This is a genomic window from Pseudoalteromonas sp. P80D2 (genome assembly GCF_036680945.1).
GTDB classification, from domain to species: Bacteria; Pseudomonadota; Gammaproteobacteria; order Enterobacterales; family Alteromonadaceae; genus Pseudoalteromonas; species Pseudoalteromonas shioyasakiensis.
Map to the genome: position 1 here is coordinate 215,230 of NZ_JAZDAR010000022.1, position 20,207 is coordinate 235,436.

The following is a 20,207-nucleotide window of genomic DNA, read 5'->3' on the forward strand; positions in this document are numbered from 1 at the left end:
GGCAGTTAGTTAAAAGCGAGCAAAGAAAAAATTTTTAACTTTTTTGAGAGGGTTTGGTTTGGAGTTGAAAGAAAAAGAGAGGATGGCTCAGATACAGAGCATTGGTAAATAACAGAGAAGCCGACACTTCAACAACTGGAAAAACATGCGCCTTGATTAAGGGAAGAGCAACTCGTCCTTAGCTGCTTTTAAAAGTTCATTCCATCCCTCAGGTGGATGACCAGAATTTAACATCTTTTCGAATACTTTGTAGGCATCGGTTTTACTACCGTATGCACGTTTATTATTTTCATCATTGACCCATGCATAAACGATGATTTTTGACCCTAAATGATATCGAAAAAACAAACGGTATTGTTGGAAGAACTTTGCTCTAAACCAGTGCTTGTTATCATCACCTAATGTGCTTCCTTGGCGAAATTCAGGGCTGGTAGGATCGTGCGGTATGAGTTCAAAGATTAACCGTTGAATAGCGGCTAATCGTTTCGTGGCATTTTTTTTAAGGTAGCCCTTTGGATCTTTATTCCGAAGAGCCTCAACTTGAACTTTAAGGCTTATGTATTGCTCTTTAAACAATGGATGAGTGTAAAGTGTCCAACCATTTACGACCATTGGTATCGTTTTTTGCAAACTTACTCGTCCTCATCCAATAACGGAGCATCTAAATCGATTTCAACACCTTCAATCAACACATCAACGTTTTCTCGCATACTTGCTGATAACGGTTCTATTCTTTCAGGATGAGCCTGCATATCACGCGCTATGAATGATAAGAACTCGCCAAGCACAGGATCGCTTTCTTGCACTGCTGCACGCGAAATAACAACGCTGCCATCAGATTGAATCGTGTATTTAATTTTATCTTTTTTACCTAAGTGCAACGCCTTACGAACAGGGCTAGGCACCGTAGTTTGAAAACGGTCTGTCAATGTTGATTCAGTTTCTAAAGCAACTTGTGCCATAACAACCTCTGTCTTTTATTTGCTTCATTAGCTTTGATTTTAGTACGAACGAACAGGCAATGCAAATGCATTACCCTTTAAAAATGAGCTAGAAAATACTCAAGTTGCTTAATGCTGTAAGGGGGGACTTGTCTAGACACTCAGCTAGCTGAGTGTGCGCTCATTCCCTCACGACGTAACATGATACAAAGCACCTGCAAACTCTAATCGTAGTAGCCTAGCCATCCTTTCACGTATCAATCTTGGTTAGTTAATAACTAAAAATTAGGCTTCAATAATCTTAAAGGCAAAAAGAAAGACCTGACCTGTTTGTTTTTCCTTTGCCGATTTCAAGCCAATCTGGAGCTATTGCTTGTCTCATTAGTGGCTCCGACACAGATTGCACAATCAGCTATTAGTGTAGTGCACTGTTCTACTGGGGTTTATTGCTATTATTTTCAGGAAAAACATAAGAAACAACAATCTTTTTCTTTTCCTGATCAATGGAGTTAATTTTAACTGAAACAATTTCACCTTCAGACATCTCAGGTATAGACTTTTCATTATGTAGCAGAGCTCTCAATCCTTTTTCTAGTTCCAGAAAATAGCCAAAATCAGTTCTCGTAACTACTTTTGCTTTATGAATAGTATTTATTAAATATTTACTTACTTTATTCCACGGACTTAGCTCTGGGTGAGCGTCTTTAAAAGAGGCATTAAAGGGTACTGTTGAGCTATCAAGCACCATTGCATCTAAAATATCACCTATGGAAAAATAGTTGCTCATTCCCTTTTGAACTCCATAAATATTCCATGATAAATTAGGAATAAGAACAATCCCTTCATAACCATCAGCCTCTACTAGAACACCATATTGCTCAATGCTTTTAACTTTTACTGAAATAATTTCATTCGATTGAATTTTCAAACCAAAATCCTCACTAAATATTATTTAGCATTAAAAACGGAGCATCTATGGGGCAGGTATTTCTTTTGCCACTACCCGACTCAAGTTTGAATAGTGTAATTGAAAATAATCACCCAATTCTTTTTTTTGCTCGACAAATAGCGCAAACTTAAGGCTTGATGTTGCTTTAGATTTTCCAAATAGGGGTAACACTTTGCCGATTTCAAGCCATTCTTGAGCTTGTGCTTGCCCATCGTAAAATGCCCTACACGTTGAAAACTTCTATTAAACCATTGCTTATATGACATTGGACGAGCTAATAGGCAAAAAAATACCTGACCCTATTGGTTTATATGAAAATAGTGCTTTAAACCTAGAGTAAGTTTTAAGTCCTGACTGTCACTAATAACTAAAGTAATTTGCTCATCAAAATTTGTAAAACAGTAAGACTTAACCCCACTTAGTATACATAATCATCCCATTTCTAAAAAATATTGTTGCAACTTTTTCAATTGGACTAGTGAAAGAAATCCAAGTATCAAAATGGTAATAGTTTTCCAGTAATGAGGTTTAGAAAACATATCAACTGCTGCAAATAAAGCAATTACAACAATATACGATACAAAAACATGCTTATCTAATGTTCTGACATTACTACGAATATTTTTAATGTAGGGCAAAAAGCTATAGCTACCCAAAAACAATAAGCACATCAAAATACCTAATTGCCAGCCATGTTTAGCTAAAAGTACAAGGGGTGCACCATACAAAATAAAGCAGGCTAATGCTTTGTTATTTGAAGATTGCTCCATTGAATTACCTATATTCCTTTATTAATTATGCAAGTGTGCGATATGCACATATGAGGTCTGGGCTTGTATTTTTCTCTCAACTAATAGCTTAAATTTAAATGGTTTTCATAATTCAGTTAGGGAAAGTAAAGCTTAACCGTATTCTCAAATTTTGGTGTACATTTTTTATGATGATGGTAGAGATAACCATGTCTCTTTACTTATCAAAATTACACTTATAATTGACTTTCCCTCCAAATTCAGCACCGGCATATTCAGCGCTCGTCTTCAAAACCAATACCTTCTCTCCTCTAAACTTTGCTGAAATAAGGCAATAATCAGAAAAACCCAAAAACTTTTCAAAAAGACTGACTTCTATAATTAAAAGCCCACCGTCAAAAAATAAAGTACCACTTTCAAATTCATCTCCGGCGCCAATCAATACTGATTTAAAACCTTGATCATAAGTGTACTCAGAGTAGGCAACACCTTCCTGTGTTCTTATTGAACTAAATTCTGTATCAAAGTGAAAATAAAAAGGCTCAAACTGATTTTTAATAAATACACCAGCATCTTTTGTTATGTACCAAAATAAAGTTAATACAATAAAGATAACTAAAAATAGTTTTCCAAAGACTTTCATAAAAACACTCATTAAATTTGAAAAACAAAATCGAGATTATGGATTATCAATACAACGGCCAGCCTACATAGCTGAAGGTCTTTCATATTTACCTCAACTAAAGACTAAACTGCATTGGTTATTATGATTTAGAAGGAAAAATGTAGCTTGACCTCTTTGGATAGATAAAAGCTACTTACCATTATTCTTTATTTTTAAAGCTTAAATCATTTTGACAAAAAGCATCTATTAAACCATCACTATCCGCTTTATTTATTTTTGCTTCTTTAGGGAGCTCTATATACAAATAATCATAGTTATATTTACCTTCATCAGTCATTCGATTAAGTTTATATCCAATCATGAATTTATCACCTCTACTGTAATCTAAAACTGATATGTTACAATGAGTTGTGTAGTTAATCGAAAATACTAATGAAGCTTTAGCATCTTCGAATTCATCATAGCTCCCAAATAGAGGCACTGAGAAACTATCTATCACTCCAGTGTATTCATCAAAAGCTTTTTGTTTATCTAAAAATGAATCTACTTCAGAATTGACAATATTGATAAACTTTTCTATTGAAGGTTTAATATCATCGAATTCAATACTTGTGTTTCTATTCTTAAAGAAAGTCATATCCTCAGCAGTGTAACCATATACTAGGCATTTTTTTGCTGTAAAAATATCACCTCCGATTCGGCCTAACAGATAAGAGTCTTCACAATATTCTGATATAGGCTGTAACGCCATGCAAATGCCACTTTGGAATAAAAGGATAAAAATTAAATACTTCATAGTATCTCCACCATTTAACTTGAGTCTCTTCGATTAGCTCAGAAAAAAACTGTTACGTTTTTGGCATAGTGCTTAACCATAATCCACGAAAGAAAAACAAGAACCGACTCCTAGCTCTGTTGAATTCCATTCAATTTTATTAAAAAAACCATAATGAAAAACATTACTACAATTGCTATAGATGAGTATTTAATGGCTTTACAAGCCCAAACTTTGTCTTCCCGATAGGATTCAACTTTGAACAGCTTAAAACCATGATAAATTGCACCTGTTCCGCCGTAGTAGTTTATGAAAAGCTCTTTTTTGCGTATTTTGGAGCTAAGATAAACAAAACCATTACAAACAAAAATAAAACAGCCGAAAGTACCATCAAAATAATAAGAAAATAATCTATCATTTCACCAGTTCACATTTACATATTTATCAGTAACTTACTATACCAATAAAAAGCAAGTTGTGCTCCAACCAAACTTAAACACAATCTGGTGTTTTTAGTTGATAGTAAGGTACTGCATTTGTTATTTTACTCCTAATACTAAATATGTAATCGAGGACACATGGAAGCGCCTACTTTTGAATTAACCCGTGATAACTTTAACTTAATCTTTTTTCAGACTTTCATAAAAACGAAAGTGCAAGCTGAAATACCTATCTTGAGATGCGCAGTCCCTTTACCTAAAGCACAGAAATTCAAAGCAAAATTAATCACCGGTGCTATATTCATCATTGCTTGCCACCTTGTTTGGAAAACACAATCCGGTGCAGGTGCAATTGCCGCTGTGATCATTACATATCTCAGTTACTTTTTAGTTCAAATGTTTATCGCCAATAAGCGTTACTTCATCCATGAATCCCCGTTGTGCGAAATTAAAATAAACCAAGAACAGGTTTACCTGCCTGCACTTTTATTCGATGACAGAAAACCACGAACAATTAAAAGAGAAGATTTACTTAATGTTGAGGCCATATGGAATTTTACACGCACCAAAAGCGGCTACGATATTAACGATCCACAACCTAGGCGTGCCTATCTATTTTCTGTTATTTTTAAAACTCGCTATGGTGATTCAATTCCTTTAAATGACTGGAGCTTAGAACATCCTGAGCTTTTCAAGAAACTTGTTGAGTATGATTACCCAGTAACTATGATCAGAACAGCCAAACGCGGGTCACCAATAACAGTTCACATAAAATGGTTCTTCCTATTTACCTTTATATGTACTCTCATCTACTCACTTATAAAGTATGTAATTTAGCGGACTTATAAATATGCAATTGGCAAAGTAACTGCGAACAAGCGCTTTGCCTTAAACTTACGCTTTATTGTTAAACAGCATACCAGAGTGATTACTAGAAGTAGGAGCAAACAATAAGTTTATCATCGTAGAAACATTACTTTTTACGGCAAGCTGGACTGCATTTATTTCTTCATCAAGTTGTTCATTAAGCTCTAGCAACTCACTTTCTCGTTGTTCTGGAGCTAGGTCTTTGTTGCTTTTTAAACTATTAATCTTATTTTGTAACTCCTTTATTTTCACTACTAGCTCTTGCTGTGTTTGTGATGTCTTTGATTGAGCTTCTGCTTGTGGATCAGAATCAACGCCCGCTTCTTGTTGTTTAGAGCCTTGAAGGTTTGTTGCTTTTTCACTTGCTGGGTTTAGCTCATTTTTATTTTGCTGATCTAATAATGGCTCTTTTAGGAATGAGGATATGTACGAAGTTAGCTGCATAGTTTTCCTATCGTTAATTTTTTGACGTTTAGCTATAAACCTTTTGAAAACAAAATAGATGCACAATCCGTACCTATTTACCACCCAAAACTTTTATGTTGCTAAGCATGTTTTTTCCTTTAAAGTTAGCGATATTAAACTTTAACTATTAATCCCCTCTTTCAACAAACCAATACTAAAGAATCAGTTTTTAACTTTTAAATAACCTTTTGTGATCTCTTTTTAAACACCTGCCGTAAGCCTTATTGAAATGGACACGTCGTAACGTCCGAACATACAAAGATATAAGGAAGAACGATGAAATACATACTCCTGGCTAGCAGCTTACTTTTTCTCACCGCGTGTAGCGATGATGATGACGATAATACCGAAGTTGTTACCCCTCCCCCAGTTCAAGAATTCACTCCAAGTAAAACCTATTCTGTAACTTTAAGTGGCAAACAAGAAGTGCCAATGAATGACTCAATGCAAACAGCAACTGCAACGGTAGAGCTTGACGAAAGTTTAATGCAATTTCGTGCAACACTTGATGCAAGCTCAGTCGAAGGTTTTAGCGCAGCACACATACACGACGGTGATTTAGGCGCTAATGGTGATGTTGCTTTTGCATTTGAAGCCACTACCGATGGTATGTATGAAGTCGCAATTACCGACCTTGATGAAAGCTTGATTGCTGATTTAATGGATGGCGATTGGTACATTAACCTTCATACCGAACAATATGCAAACGGCGAACTTCGTGCGCAAATTGTGCCTGATACAACCAGCATCATCACGTTTGTTTTAAATGGCGATCAGCAAGTGCCTATGAACGACAGTGACGCAATGGGTTACGGCTATGCATCTTATGATAGCGCCACGACAGAATTACGACTTCGTGCGGTGACTATGGGTGTTGATGACGCTACAGCAGCTCACATCCATACAGGAAAATTAGGTTCAAATGGTGATGTATTTGTGACTTTAGAGCAAGACGACGAAGTCATGACTGACTGGGTTGTACCTGAAGATACCATGATAGACAGCGACACTCTGGCAGTACTTTTAGACGGCGGTCACTATGTTAACGTTCACACACCAGAATTTGCCGGTGGCGAAATTCGCGGCCAAATCTTAACAGACAACTATGCAGTTGCGACCTTTGACTTGAGTGGTGCACAAGAAGTGCCTATGGTCAGCACCATGGCTGATGGTGATGGTTATGCCCTTGTTGATACAACAGACTACAGTGTAGAGCTTACTGTTGTCACGTCAGGCTTAGACGATGCAAGTGCTGCGCATATTCATACAGGTCGTATCGGTACTAATGGCGATGTATTAGTAGCTCTTGAACAATCAATGGACGACAGTAACGTCTGGATGACACCAAGCAACACGCAAATCAATGCAGATATTTTTGCAGTGCTGGCTTCTGGCGGTCACTATGTCAATGTTCATACACCTGCTAATGCTGGCGGCGAGCTTCGTGGGCAAATCCTAACCAGTAACTATGGCTTTACGAGTTTTAAACTAAGCGGTGAGCAAGAAGTTCCTGCCATCGAATCTGATGCAAGTGGTGAAGGTTATGCATTAATCAACATGGATAACTATGCCTTAGAGCTATTAGTAAACACAATGGGTGTTGATGATGCGACAGGTGCACACATTCACACTGGCCGAATTGGCACGAATGGCGACGTACTCGTTGCACTTGAGCAGTCAACAACTGACGCGGGCATGTGGATGACACCAGCAAATACCATGATCAACGCAGAGATATTTGAGGTACTTGCATCAGGAGGTCATTACGTTAACGTACATACGCCTGCTAACACGGGTGGCGAAATTAGAGGTCAGATCCTAACAGACAACTATCAGCTCGTTACTTTCCCACTCAGTGGTATGCAAGAAGTTCCAGCGGTTGATACGATGGCATCAGGTAGTGGTTATGCCTTAGTCAATATGGATAATTACCATCTAGAATTAAGAGCGTTAACCGAAGGTGTGAGTGATGCTACTGCTGCCCACATTCATACAGGTCGTATAGGCACCAATGGCGACGTTCTTGCCGCGTTAGAGCAATCAAGCGATAACATGAACCTGTGGCAAACACCTGAAAACACCATGATCAGTGCAGATATTTTTGCAGTACTCGCATCAGGTGGTCACTACGTTAATGTGCATACTCCAGCTAACCCAGGTGGTGAACTACGTGGTCAAATCCTTACCGACAACTACGTGTTTGTAACCTTCCCGCTTTCTGGTGAACAAGAAGTACCCGCGGTCACAACGGATGCATCTGGTGATGGTTATGCGCTAGTGAATACCAATGATTACAGTGTTGAGCTGCAAGTATTAACATCGGGTGTAATCGATGCAACTGCTGCACACATTCATACCGGTGTAGCCGGTGAAAATGGCCCTGTGTTAGCTCCTCTTGTACAAGACAGTGATGATATGAATCGCTGGATGAGTAGCACAGGCTTAATGATAGATGCCGATATCTTTTCAGTTTTAGCTTCAGGCGGTCATTATGTAAACATTCATACGCCTGCAAATCCAAGCGGTGAGATACGAGGCCAAATTCAATAATTTTATAAAGTCAGAGGCCAATATTTTTGGCCTCTTTTATGACTAAGCATGAGAACATTACTTCATAAAAAGTTATACCATTAACTTTATTGGCTCATGATATTTGGCACTCTAATCCGCTCTGATTCACTCTTATCTTTATTCAAAACTGCGAGTGTCTCATTATCAATCCATCTAATATCGCCTAGTAAGCCATTAAACAGAAACTCATCAGGCTCAGCACTAAATAAACGTTTTGAAAACAGCACTTCCCCGATTTTATTTTTGATTTTTACAAAACAATCAAAGCTCATCGATTCGTGATGGCACTCTAATTCTGCAATAAGTTTTCTGTTACGGTTATGCTTTTTTCGAAAGGTATAATGGTTAACAAAACTATCTCTCAAAACCGCTGCATATGCTTGATTAAACGGCTCTATTGGCCATTCATACATTACTGTTAATTTAACTAATGCTTGCTGCAACGTATCTAATAGGCATAGTTTCTTTTCATTCTCACCTAATCTATTAAATGCTATAAAATCAAAAGGTTGATAAAATTTAAGCACAGAACTACTTAACTCTGTGGTCCCATCACGTTTATCCGATTCACTTAACTTAATAATTACTCGGTAAATTCCGTTAGTCTCTATCTGACAAAAATACCGTTCATAATGGGCGTATACACTTCTAGAAAATAAGATAAATTTTCTACATTCGGCTAGCTCTTGTTTAAAGGCCCACAGATCAAATTCTTTTAATTTCATGTTTATTTTAACGCTGCTTTTTTAATAGCTCAATTAATCTCACAATAGCACCCCTCAGCATCTGAGTTAATAAACTGGCTATTAAAACCCGCACGTAAGTTTGCGATTACTAGCTCAACAAAGCCATTCTGACTTGAACAGGCGAGTCCCTTTGATAATGGCCCTGCATACACAAGCTGTTGATTTTCTGAAACAAGTACTGCGGCAGGTTGAGCGGGTAATATTGCAGCAACCGCAGATGTTGGTTTAAGTTTTATTACTTCAATACCTTGCTCTGCTGCATAGCTGCTAAGGCTTGTTATGTGCGGTTGTGAGCGCTCTGAGCATACACAGGTATTTTCATCAATAATGTACAAGGTATCGGCATTGTTGATGTCAAGCCGCATACTTTGTTGAAAAGCAGGTAACCAATTAGCTGTGGCTAGCTTTTTATCTGGATCAAAGGTGCTTGCTTGTTGAGAATAAGCAAACACCAAGGCTAATGCTACAGAGGCAACCCAAAGTAGAGTTGCCATTATCAGCCATTTGCTATTTGAATTTAGCAATACCTTGCTCCAGTACATCGATACTTACATCAATTAACTGTACGCGATCGGTGAGCTTTTCAATCATCAAGTTGTCGTTGGCTTGGTTAGCAATTAAGGCTTGTGAGTTCTCGGCAATAGCACGTGTATTACCCGCTTGATTTTGCACTACATGAGCAACCGATTGTGAGCTACTTGCGGCAACATTCACCTGCTCTGTCATCTCGGTAATTTGCAGTTTCATCTGCGAACTAATGGCCGACAACTGCTCTATAAGCGCAACACTACCCTGCATCGACTTAGTTGATGAGGCACTGTTTTGCATCAAGCTTTCAAGCGTATTAGTTATTTTATCCGTCGTGTTTTTACTGCGTGTTGCCAAGTTTCTAACTTCATCAGCCACTACCGCAAAGCCGCGGCCTTGTTCACCTGCACGTGCAGCTTCAATTGCAGCGTTAAGCGCAAGTAAATTCGTTTGCTCAGCAATTGACGAAATTTCATTAAGTAATTCTGAGATATGCGAACATGCACTCACCAGTTGGCCTATATTTTGATCTGCTTCTTGAAGGTTATTAGCAAGCTCAGCCGTTTTGCTGTCTGTATTCGCCACTTCATTTAATGCCTCTGTAGCACTTAAATGGAGCTGCTCAAACTGTGTTTGTAGCTCATTACTTTCTTGTTCAACATGAGCAAAGCCTTCGGCGACTCGTTCACCTGACTGCGCGATATCCGTCGATAGCTGCTCACGATTAAGTGCTTGCTCATGCAGTTCGTCGTGTACTTCAAGTAATTGTTTAGACTGGTTTTTTAAAACACTACTTTGGCTTTGAACATCACCAATCACGCTCGATACAAAACCTAGTAAGCGGTTAAAACCCGCCACGGCTTCACTGTGGCTATCATCCGCTCTTAAGCTAATATTTATGCTGTTTTCGTCGGCCATTATCTGCTCTGTAGTTGTGCTTAACGATAAGCCAGAACTACGTTCAAGATGAAGGGTTTTTGCAATGTAGCCAGCTACAATCGCTTCAACAATGGCATACACGGCATGGATAAGTACGGTGCTAAAATACAATCGATCTGGGTCAAAAACGTATAAACCGACTTCGTTTATCTGTAAAAAGTAAAAGCTCAAATGGTGAACTGCCACAAAAGCAAGTGCAGTAATAAACACGCGCCATTCAACAAACATGATCAACACGGCCATTAAAATAAATATTTCAAAGTGAACTTCAATTAAGCCGTAGCTTTGTTGGATGTGTAAAAACGAAAACATCATGCAACCGGCAGCCACAACATGGGCTGTTAATTTGCTCGTTGGGTATTGATGGAGCATCCAAAGCGGTAAAGATAGCAATAATAAACCGGTTACCACACCTGTAATTAGGGTCGAATAGATAAAACCCAAAACTAAAGATTCAACAAACAATAAAAGGAACAAATAAGTAAAAAGGCGGCGCACACTCGTCATAGATAAAGCCTTAATTATTAAATAATATACAAAAATACAATTAATCGAGCCAATACGGTTTGATGCGCATCATGGTTCACTTTATTAATTGCAATAATGCTCTAAATTGATCAGTCCCTGCTTTTTCTAGCCATTGAAATATCAAACTTTCTGTACAAGTAATAATAGCACCTGCTGCCGATAGCTGCTTAATTGCTAACTCTTTGTGTTTTTCGTTACGTGATGCAATGGCATCTTCCACTACAAACACTTGGTAACCATTGGCAATTAAGTCTAAACATGTTTGCAGTACACACACATGCGACTCTGTACCCGTTACCACTATTTGCTTACGGTTAAAGCCAGCCAGTAGGTTGTTAAATTGAACCTCTTGGCATGCGCTAAAATGTATTTTGTGATAGCAGTTAGTGCCACTTATAAAAGGTAAAAGCTGTTCACTACTTTTACCTAACTTGGTTGGGTTTTGTTCGGTAAATAAATAGGGAATATCTAAAGCTTTAGCTGCTTTTATTAACTTTTCGGTCTGATTAACAGCTAAGCCAAAGTCGTTAATTACCGGTTCAAGCCCTGCCTGAAGGTCAATAATCAATAACAATGCATTACTTTTTTGGCTTATAAATGAATGGCGCATCACGTTCTCAAATTGCTGATAATTGAACTAGTTATAGCATAGGTTTCAGTTTCAGCAACAAGTAGACCTTATTACTATTTTTTCTTTTCAGAACCATTAATTACGGTCATAATTGTGCTATATTTTGTTAAAAATTATGCGCAAATAATAATTTAGGGTTAATCAGTCAGTGCCTAAACTTTTTCTTTTGATTTTCAGTTTGCTGTTCTTCACGCTTTCCTCTTCGGCGTTGGCACAAAACTATGCTTTGCAAATGCAGCGTATTTCAACCGATGAAGGCCTTACGCAAGGCAGTGTAACTAAAATCGTGCAAGATGATTTAGGCTTTATCTGGATTGGTACCTATCAAGGCTTAAATAGGTATGATGGTTATCAGGTAGCGCCTTTTGCTGGTGAGTACATACTTGATCAGCGACAAATTACCGCAATGCATAAAACTGACGACGGAAACATTTTCGTCAGCACTGAGTTTTCAGGTGCTTTTCTAATAGACCCAAAAACACTAAAAGTTGAAAAAATCTATTCTGGCAAACTAGACCCTGAAGATGTTTTCTTTTCGCCTATTTTAGCAATCACTGAAGACGATTACTTTTTTTACTTCGCTATTGCTCAGCACGTTTATTCATACAACAAGCAATCAAAAAAGTTTTTGCATGAGTTTTCTATCAATAAAGAAGAGCATATTGTTCGGGCACTCACCCTGCACGACAACTTTTTATATATCGGCACATCAAATGGGCTTTTCTCAAAAAACCTTGCAGATGATCATATTTCGCATATTCCGCTAACCGATAAATCTCAGGTCACCGAAGATAATAAAAACGTAAAATTTTTAAGGGTCGATGCGCAACTGGGCTTATTTGTTGGCACTGTAGAGGGCATGTTTGATATCCCTTTTAACGCTAACCGTTTACTGGCATTTGATAAAGTAAGGCTGTTAATCCCTAACTTAAATATTTGGGACTATTCTGTTAGCTCATTCGGTGAATATATCGTCACAGAAAAAGGATTGTTCGAATTTAATCGCCAAACAATGTCGGTTGAGTTCATCTTAAACTTTGAACAAAGTAAGTTTTTGATGTCTGACAATTCAATTCAAGATGTCATGATTGATAAAACAGGGCTGCTGTGGCTTGCCTCTCGCTCACAAGGTGTTTTTACTTGGTCAACACTCGCAAGACGTTTTAAACATATTGAATTAAAAAATAACCAAGCTCGCTTCAACAATAATGTCTGGTCGGTATTACAAGATCAAAACAATACCGTTTGGATAGGTACAGATAATGGCCTAATGAAGTACAACCAAGTTACTAAAGATATTACACCCTACTTAGTTAGTAACGATGAAAAAGCCTTTCATGGTGAGCATGGTATTTATGGTATTACCGAGGCTAACATTGATGACAACAACCGTTATCTGTGGCTAATGAAATACATAGGTCTTGCCTTGTTTGATAAACAGACCGGCGAACTAGTGCCTATAAAAGGCAATGCTGAGACCATGCACCTCATAAATTACGGCCCAAACTGGGGCTTTCGTGCTATGGGTAATGATCAATTTGCATTTTTAGATGAGCAAAATTTTTATAAGTACAATGGTAAAACAGGCGAACTTACCACTATTAAAGGATTAAAAGAACAAGTTGACCTAGTTAATGCCCATGCTTTTTTAAAGCCACTGCCTGATCATCCTGATGAATATGTACTGAGTATGTCTGGAAAATTGTACCGCTACAATGAGCAGACTCAAAAGTTAACACTGATATACCAAACAGATAACTATAACCCTTTAGCGTTCACAACAATTGATGACTGGGTGATGGATTATAACAATACGCTTTGGCTTGGCTCGGCTGACGAAGGACTTATTGGCATAGATGCTAAAACTTACGAAGTTAAACACCGTATTAATATACAGTCGGGCTTAAAAGCTAAATCTGTTTTTGCATTGCAAATAGATCGTTTTGGTTTTTTATGGTTAGGGACTCAAAATGGCCTTTACCGCCTTGACTTAAGCTCCTTAGAACTTGACCGTTACTTTATTCGCGATGGTTTAGCCGTTAATGAATTTAACATTGATGCCGACACCACCTTACATAACGGACAACTTGCATTTGGTAGTACCCGAGGCGTACTTTTACTTTCACCAGAAGACTTTTTATCGTCGCCTGTAGAGGCTGGTAATATAAATACCGAAATAACCAATGTAACTTTGCTTTCGCGAGAGCTTAACTACCATCCATATAAATATGTGAATACGCCTCTGCAGATCACCTATGATGATATGGGCTTAGCAGTCACCTTTTCTAATTTTGATACCATCAATAAAGATAAAACATCGTACCGAGTGACCCTTGATGGGCCAACCTCACTGCAATACGACAAGCTAACAACCAATGAAGTCTTTTTCACTAAGTTACCGCCTGGTGATTATGTGTTATCAGTGTCGTCGTCAACCGAGTTAAGCGATGCAATATCAGCGTCTAGACAACTAAGATTCAATGTTGCACATGCACCTTGGTCATCCCCTTCTGCAAAAGCAAGTTATGTCATTATTGTTTTAGCTGTTTTGTTTTTCCTATTTTGGCAATACCGTGCTCGTCAGCAAATGATCGGCCGTGCGCATGCAGAAGCTGTAAAATCACAACAACAAACCGAACTCGCTTTAAGTAGTACTAAAAGTGGTGTTTGGGAGATTAACCTAGTAGAACAATTTTTAAGAACGACTCGCTTTTCTGCTGAGCTGGGCTATGCCGAATATAAAGATGGTATAAACCTCAACAAGTTTGTGGGCTTAGTGCACCCGCACGATCGCAATAATGTAACTAGCCAGTGGCAACTATTTTGTAAGCAAACAAATAACCAACAATGGAATACCACTTACCGTTTAAAACATAAAAATGGTAGCTGGCTTTGGTATGAAGACATTGGTCGTATTGTTGCAACCGATGAAAACAACCGCCCATTAAAAATAACCGGTATTTATACCAATATTACTGAGCAACGCGCTAATGCCCAGCAAGCCAGTGTGCTCGGCGAAGCATTTGGGCAAATAAACGACTGGTTGCTAATTTTAGACAATCAACTCAAACCATTTTCTGCTAATGCGAGTTTTGGCGAAGCATTCGCCACGCCAAACAATGTTGCAGAGCTTACTAGTCGCGACTTTATTGGGGCTATTGGGCGCGCAAAATACCTTGAATATATAGACGTATTAAAAACACTTAAGCCAAAGCAAAACTGGAAAACAGAAGCTGTTATTCGCACGCTAAAAAGCCCTGCACACCCGGTTCATATTAGTGTCACGGCTGTAGCCAAGGAAAACCAATCAATTAGTCATTATGTAATTGTAATTTCAGACTTAACAGAGCAAAAACGCGCTGAAGACGATTTGCGCTATTTAGCAAATTATGACCCGTTAACGGGCTTGCCTAACCGCTCCCTAATGCATACAAAAATTAGTAACTGTATAAATAACGCAAAAAAATACAATAAACTAGCTGCATTATTGTTTATTGATTTAGATAAATTTAAGCCTGTAAATGATTCATTCGGTCATGCTGTCGGCGACCAATTACTTTGCGATATCACGCAAAGAGTAAGCCTAATGTTACCTGATAACGCCGTAATAGGCCGTCAAAGTGGCGATGAGTTTTTGGTACTTGTTAAAGATTTACACTCCCCGCAAACACTCAGTGAGCTCGTTAAAAAGCTCACAGAAGAACTGGCAAGCAAAGTTATAATTGACGACTTTTCAATCAATATTTCTGCGAGTGTTGGTGTCGCTCTTTACCCATTTGATGCGAAAACAGCAGATGATTTAATTAAAAATTCAGATATAGCCATGATGCACGCCAAGCAATCTGGCCGTAACAATTTTAAATATTTCACTGAGCAGATGAATAACCAGCTAACCAAAAAGCTGTTACTTGAAAATGCCTTGAAAGATGCGTTTAAAGACGATGAGTTATTTAATAACTATCAGCCTATTGTTAATGCTAAAACTAAAAAAATAAACGGCGTTGAGCTTTTAATGCGCTGGAAGAACGAGCAAGGTTTTATATCACCTGCTGAGTTTATCCCTATTGCCGAAGAAATTGGTTTAATCGATGCGCTGACTGAGCAAGCCCTTGATAGAGCGCTAACAGAGCTGCTACCTATGCTGCGTGCTAACCCTCAGTTTTATTTATCATTAAACCTGTCACCGACGCATATTTTAAAATCGAACTTAACTGAACGTTTATTACTTATTTTGAATAATCACATGGTTAAGCCGGTTCAGCTACGTCTTGAAATTACAGAAAATACGCTTTTAGAAGATAAAGAGAAAGCCTCTAAGCAGCTGCAAAAACTTAAAAATGCCGGCTTCAAACTATTACTTGATGACTTTGGCACAGGTTACTCGTCACTAACTTACCTAAGTCAATTCCCGATTGATGTGATCAAAATAGACCAAAGCTTCGTGCGTAATATCGGCCAAGATAAAAGTAATGAATCGATTATTAAAACCATCCATGCGCTGTCATCGAACTTAGGCTTATATTGTATTGCTGAAGGGGTTGAGACAGGAGAGCAAATCAGCTTCTTAACAGAGATGGGCTGCGAAGATTTACAAGGTTACTACTTCGCGAAACCCATGCTGGCCGATGACCTCATTGCAGAAAGTACGATTCAGGCAATCATTGATCGACTAAACGCGCTTTAAACCATTTATTTAAGCAGCGATAAAGCTCATCTTTATTTATGGGCTTTGAGATAAAGTCATCCATACCCGCTACAAGGCAACGTTTTTGATCTTCTTCAAAGGCGTTCGCCGTAATAGCAATAATGATAGCTTCGCCATACAGCGCAGGATTCTGTTTTATTTCTTGTGTACATTGATAGCCATCCATGTGAGGCATTTGGCAGTCCATCAAAATAATATCTGCCGCAAAGCTTTTAAGCTGCTCAAGCGCCTGTAGGCCATCGTTTGCCATTTTGATAGTACACTGGGTGTCTTGCATCATTTTTTGCAGCACGATTTGATTGACAGGGTTATCTTCAACAATTAATACATTTATGCCACTAAGTGTTGGCTTGTCTGTACTTTGTTCTGCCGTTGCTTCTGCGTCGCTCACAGTGACTGGGATGGCAACAGTAAACTCACTGCCCTCACCTTCTTGACTCACCAAAGAAAGCTCTCCATCCATCAACTCTATAATACGTTTACTAATGGTTAGCCCAAGCCCAGTACCACCATATTTACGGGTGGTCGATATATCGGCTTGAGTGAACTCTGTAAACAGTTTGGCCTGTTGATTGGCTGAAATACCAATGCCTGTATCACGAATTGATATTTCAAGAGCGCCATCGACCATTTGGCATTGCATGTTTATTTCACCTGACTCAGTAAATTTACCCGCGTTACTCAAAATATTATTGATTACTTGGCTAAACCTCAGTGGATCTAAACGGATATACTCAGGTATGTCCTTTGCTATGCTTAAGTTAAATTCGACACCCGTTTTCACACTGGTATTGCTAAATACTTTTGCTAATTGTTGCAGTAAAGCCTTAATCTCAACGGCGCGGTTTTCTAATTTAAGTGCCCCCGCTTCAATTTTCGAAAAATCTAAAATATCATTTAAAATCAACAATAAGTTATTGGCACTTTGATGGATCATCGCCAGCTCATCACGTTCAGTTTCGGGAAGTTTAGGATTTTCTAATAGCAGTTGAGTCATGCCTAAAATACCATTGAGCGGGGTGCGGATTTCATGGCTCATGTTCGCTAAAAATTGCGACTTGGTACGGTTAGCTTGGTTCGCTAAGCGCACAGCTTCGACTAGCTCATTAGTTTTATCATTAACTTGTTGCTCGAGCTGGGCATTAAAATCGGTCAATTTGTTATTCAACACTTCGTTTTCGTGATTCGCTTGATGTAAGCGATTAAAATTAAGCGCCAGCTTATTTGCTAAACTCGAAAACTGCGACTGCAAACGACTCACTTCTAGCCAAGTTTGTGGTAAGTCGGTATCTGTGATTGCCCGCTCAGGTTCAAATTTGTCTATTTGTTCAGCTAACTTTTCGATAGGAGCAATTAACCAGCGGCTTAACTGCGTTATGAACACACTGGTTAATAAAATAATGAACAATATCATCACCAAAGACTGACCCCATGCACTCACCGCAACATTGTTGGCATGTTTGCGATTGAGCATGGTCATTACAATCCAGTTATGCTCTGTTGAGCGAGCTTCTCTGGCGTAAAACTGCTGTTCGTTCTCAGCATCAAACATTTTAAAGCGTGCTTCGTCTGCAAATGAATCTATTTCTTCATCTGTTAATTGTTGTAACTCTTTAAAGTCATCTAATGTGCTAAATACCACTTTGTTGCTGGCATCTAAAATCAACAACTCGCCTTGGTGACTAAATAGACTGGGCCTAAGGCCTGCAAAATAATCAAACATCAGTGAGCCTTCAACGACGCCGGTAAAGGTATTTTCAATATAAATCGGTGCTGATACTGCAACTATAGGTAAAGAGCCAAAACCGCGGCCCTTAAATATTGTTGAGATATAACCAAGCTCATTATTAGGCGCATTGATAAAGTAATCTCTATCTGCCACATTGGCGCGAATGTTTGACTGCTGCAAACTAATCGCTAACGATTGTGGATAAAAGTGAGTGACATCAGCAAGGGCATCAACAATGATTTGTGTTCTAAAATCAGGGTATAGATTTGCCATATTTTCAAGGGCAATTTGACGAGGAACTCCATTGGCTATACTTCTGGCAGTAAGTACCACCCCTTTTTTATGGTGATCGAGGTGACCATCAATTGTGCGTGCGATTTCTTTGGCTTTTTCTTTTAACTGTGCATTTATCTCATACTCAATGCGCGCATAATGGTTATTGGTTAGTACTACAGAGGTTAATATGACTACCAACACAACTAGCAAAGTAACAACATAGTTAAGTATTTTATAGAGCGACGAATAATGTTTATGCCACGAATAGCGACTAAAGAAAAAACTCAGTAAATCAATAACAGATAAGTAAATTGCCGCATTTAAGCAGTATTTAGCAAGTGCGATGGCAATGGTTAAAATTGGAAGACCTAAAAAGAAATGGCCAAAACTCCAAAGTAGAGGTAAACCAATTACAAACCAAAACAGCATGCCTCGTAAAAAAACTGGCCGTGCTTTTGACAAACAGAATACCTGCAAGCAGATCAATTCTAAGGCAAATACAATGGACGGCCAAGCATGCCCCCAGCGGTAAAAAATAAACCCTGTACTTAAAATAAAGGTGATTATTGCGAACCGCCAACCGAATAGCAGCAAGCTTAAGATCACAAAAAACTGACCAAGAAGAAATTCTGAGCTATCTAAAAACCAAATTGGTAATAAATTAACAACTCCCGCAATACAACCAAGCAGTACTGCGGCTAAAAAGTTGAAATATGAAGGCTTATTTTGAAGCAAAAAAGGTATCCTAACTTCATAGTGATACCTTTAAATTAAAAGAAAATTAAACTTTTTGCCACTTTAATTAACATGGTGGCATTCATGACTTTCTATTTGCAGCACACTTTTTCCAATTTTAAAGCGCGATTGCAATAGTTTTTCGACCTTTAAGCGACATGCTTCGTCGTGCTTTTCAACAGTACAATGCTGTTTTAAAACAACGTGCGCGCCTACAATAATGTCTTTATCTTGGCGCATTACCGTAACATTGTGGACATTTTCTACGTGCTCAACAGAGGCAATGCTTTGTTCAATATCAGCTACATTCGGCAGCTTACTTCTGTTCTCAAGTAAACCTTGAATACAACGAATGATCACTTTAACCCCAGTAAACAAGACAAAGGTAGCAATCAACATACTCGAAATAATATCAATTTCGGCCCAGCCAGTTAGGTGGATTAAAATACCAGCGAAGAAGGTTGAAACCGTTGAAATTAAATCAAAAAACGAGTGTAAAAACACCGCATACACATTAATGCTTGCTTTGCGCCCTTTGTATAGCACCCATGCTGCAGCACCATGAAACAAAAAACCAATAGCTGAAATGACCGACATTAAATAGCTATTAATTTGTAAATCATGACCATCGCTATGATGAAGGTAGCGCTCACCCCCTTCATAAAGAATAATTAAGCTAATGCTTAAATATAAGATGCCATTGATCAAGCCACCCGTGAGCTCTGCGCGCTGATAGCCATCATTAAAGTTTTTTGCAAAATATATCGCCATGCTTGAGGCAATAAGCGCGATGAATAAAGAACTGTTATGAACAAACAAATGCCCAGCATCAGCAAGTACAGCAAGCGAATTCGAATAATAGGCGCCAATAACCTGTATCACCATAAACGAGCACGTTATGGCTAAGGCAATCAACAAGCGGCGTCTAGATGCTTGGTGTGTTGTAATATCTGTCATGAAGAAGTGAAATACCTATCAGCTGGAAATGCGGTAATGATATAAAGTCTC

16 protein-coding genes are annotated in these 20,207 nt (G+C 38.4%); 3 read left to right on the plus strand and 13 right to left on the minus strand.

The window, feature by feature from the left end; genetic code table 11:
- Window positions 1–156: 156 nt before the first annotated feature.
- The 6 genes from VRK28_RS03580 to VRK28_RS03605 form a co-directional block, all read right to left on the minus strand.
- Window positions 157–612, minus strand: a complete 456-nt coding sequence (locus tag VRK28_RS03580) for a type II toxin-antitoxin system YhaV family toxin (RefSeq protein WP_062565736.1) — start codon at window positions 610–612, stop codon at window positions 157–159.
- A gap of 20 nt (window positions 613–632) precedes the next feature.
- Window positions 633–962, minus strand: a complete 330-nt coding sequence (locus tag VRK28_RS03585) for a type II toxin-antitoxin system PrlF family antitoxin (RefSeq protein ID WP_062565737.1) — start codon at window positions 960–962, stop codon at window positions 633–635.
- Between the two features lie 412 nt (window positions 963–1,374).
- The gene (locus VRK28_RS03590) at window positions 1,375–1,869 is read right to left on the minus strand and encodes a S1 RNA-binding domain-containing protein (protein ID WP_062565738.1); all 495 of its coding nucleotides are present in this window, start codon (window positions 1,867–1,869) and stop codon (window positions 1,375–1,377) included.
- 452 nt (window positions 1,870–2,321) lie between these two features.
- Window positions 2,322–2,660: a hypothetical protein gene (locus VRK28_RS03595; RefSeq protein ID WP_062565739.1), complete on the minus strand. Its 339-nt coding sequence runs from the start codon at window positions 2,658–2,660 to the stop codon at window positions 2,322–2,324.
- Window positions 2,661–2,856: 196 nt separating this feature from the next.
- Entirely contained in the window at window positions 2,857–3,282 is a 426-nt protein-coding gene (locus VRK28_RS03600) for a hypothetical protein (RefSeq protein ID WP_062565740.1), read from the minus strand.
- Between the two features lie 181 nt (window positions 3,283–3,463).
- Window positions 3,464–4,060 (minus strand): hypothetical protein, encoded by a 597-nt coding sequence (locus tag VRK28_RS03605; protein ID WP_062565741.1) that lies wholly within the window; start codon window positions 4,058–4,060, stop codon window positions 3,464–3,466.
- Window positions 4,061–4,617: 557 nt separating this feature from the next.
- Here VRK28_RS03605 and VRK28_RS03610 point away from each other — a divergent pair.
- Window positions 4,618–5,316: a hypothetical protein gene (locus tag VRK28_RS03610; RefSeq protein ID WP_062565742.1), complete on the plus strand. Its 699-nt coding sequence runs from the start codon at window positions 4,618–4,620 to the stop codon at window positions 5,314–5,316.
- Window positions 5,317–5,373: 57 nt separating this feature from the next.
- Here the strand turns inward: VRK28_RS03610 and VRK28_RS03615 are convergent, their stop codons facing one another.
- The gene (locus VRK28_RS03615) at window positions 5,374–5,790 is read right to left on the minus strand and encodes a hypothetical protein (RefSeq protein WP_062565743.1); all 417 of its coding nucleotides are present in this window, start codon (window positions 5,788–5,790) and stop codon (window positions 5,374–5,376) included.
- A 297-nt stretch (window positions 5,791–6,087) separates the two neighbouring features.
- On the opposite strand from VRK28_RS03615, the gene VRK28_RS03620 reads away from it, so the two are divergent.
- On the plus strand, window positions 6,088–8,361 hold the full coding sequence (locus tag VRK28_RS03620) for a CHRD domain-containing protein (RefSeq protein WP_082710914.1): 2,274 nt from the start codon (window positions 6,088–6,090) through the stop codon (window positions 8,359–8,361).
- A gap of 86 nt (window positions 8,362–8,447) precedes the next feature.
- On the opposite strand, the gene VRK28_RS03625 is transcribed toward VRK28_RS03620, so the two are convergent.
- From VRK28_RS03625 to VRK28_RS03640, 4 genes are all read right to left on the minus strand, one after another.
- Entirely contained in the window at window positions 8,448–9,107 is a 660-nt protein-coding gene (locus tag VRK28_RS03625) for a hypothetical protein (RefSeq protein WP_062565744.1), read from the minus strand.
- A gap of 29 nt (window positions 9,108–9,136) precedes the next feature.
- A complete protein-coding gene (locus tag VRK28_RS03630; protein WP_082710915.1) occupies window positions 9,137–9,622 on the minus strand; it encodes a DUF6436 domain-containing protein in 486 nt (161 codons plus the stop codon).
- Between the two features lie 13 nt (window positions 9,623–9,635).
- Window positions 9,636–11,102 carry a methyl-accepting chemotaxis protein gene (locus tag VRK28_RS03635; RefSeq protein WP_062565746.1) on the minus strand — a complete coding sequence of 489 codons (1,467 nt, stop codon included), beginning with the start codon at window positions 11,100–11,102 and terminating at the stop codon, window positions 9,636–9,638.
- Window positions 11,103–11,178: 76 nt separating this feature from the next.
- Complete coding sequence (locus tag VRK28_RS03640; RefSeq protein WP_063529724.1) at window positions 11,179–11,733, minus strand: isochorismatase family protein; 555 nt, start codon at window positions 11,731–11,733, stop codon at window positions 11,179–11,181.
- Between the two features lie 253 nt (window positions 11,734–11,986).
- Between VRK28_RS03640 and VRK28_RS03645 the strand changes: the two genes are divergently transcribed.
- Window positions 11,987–16,438, plus strand: coding sequence for an EAL domain-containing protein (locus VRK28_RS03645; RefSeq protein ID WP_332393379.1), 4,452 nt, complete (start codon window positions 11,987–11,989; stop codon window positions 16,436–16,438).
- Here VRK28_RS03645 and VRK28_RS03650 read toward each other — a convergent pair.
- The gene (locus tag VRK28_RS03650) at window positions 16,413–19,199 is read right to left on the minus strand and encodes a response regulator (RefSeq protein ID WP_269407207.1); all 2,787 of its coding nucleotides are present in this window, start codon (window positions 19,197–19,199) and stop codon (window positions 16,413–16,415) included. The genes VRK28_RS03645 and VRK28_RS03650 overlap by 26 nt on opposite strands.
- A 63-nt stretch (window positions 19,200–19,262) precedes the next feature.
- The gene (locus VRK28_RS03655) at window positions 19,263–20,156 is read right to left on the minus strand and encodes a cation diffusion facilitator family transporter (protein ID WP_332393381.1); all 894 of its coding nucleotides are present in this window, start codon (window positions 20,154–20,156) and stop codon (window positions 19,263–19,265) included.
- Window positions 20,157–20,207: the final 51 nt, after the last annotated feature.

Coding starts and splice junctions, on each gene's coding strand:
- VRK28_RS03580 (WP_062565736.1), bottom strand. CDS start 612: ATGGTCGTAAATGGTTGGACACTTTACACTCATCCATTGTTTAAAGAG.
- VRK28_RS03635 (WP_062565746.1), bottom strand. CDS start 11,102: ATGACGAGTGTGCGCCGCCTTTTTACTTATTTGTTCCTTTTATTGTTT.
- VRK28_RS03620 (WP_082710914.1), top strand. CDS start 6,088: ATGAAATACATACTCCTGGCTAGCAGCTTACTTTTTCTCACCGCGTGT.
- VRK28_RS03610 (WP_062565742.1), top strand. CDS start 4,618: ATGGAAGCGCCTACTTTTGAATTAACCCGTGATAACTTTAACTTAATC.
- VRK28_RS03630 (WP_082710915.1), bottom strand. CDS start 9,622: ATGGCAACTCTACTTTGGGTTGCCTCTGTAGCATTAGCCTTGGTGTTT.
- VRK28_RS03655 (WP_332393381.1), bottom strand. CDS start 20,156: ATGACAGATATTACAACACACCAAGCATCTAGACGCCGCTTGTTGATT.
- VRK28_RS03605 (WP_062565741.1), bottom strand. CDS start 4,060: ATGAAGTATTTAATTTTTATCCTTTTATTCCAAAGTGGCATTTGCATG.
- VRK28_RS03615 (WP_062565743.1), bottom strand. CDS start 5,790: ATGCAGCTAACTTCGTACATATCCTCATTCCTAAAAGAGCCATTATTA.
- VRK28_RS03640 (WP_063529724.1), bottom strand. CDS start 11,733: ATGCGCCATTCATTTATAAGCCAAAAAAGTAATGCATTGTTATTGATT.
- VRK28_RS03645 (WP_332393379.1), top strand. CDS start 11,987: ATGCAGCGTATTTCAACCGATGAAGGCCTTACGCAAGGCAGTGTAACT.
- VRK28_RS03595 (WP_062565739.1), bottom strand. CDS start 2,660: ATGGAGCAATCTTCAAATAACAAAGCATTAGCCTGCTTTATTTTGTAT.
- VRK28_RS03625 (WP_062565744.1), bottom strand. CDS start 9,107: ATGAAATTAAAAGAATTTGATCTGTGGGCCTTTAAACAAGAGCTAGCC.
- VRK28_RS03600 (WP_062565740.1), bottom strand. CDS start 3,282: ATGAAAGTCTTTGGAAAACTATTTTTAGTTATCTTTATTGTATTAACT.
- VRK28_RS03585 (WP_062565737.1), bottom strand. CDS start 962: ATGGCACAAGTTGCTTTAGAAACTGAATCAACATTGACAGACCGTTTT.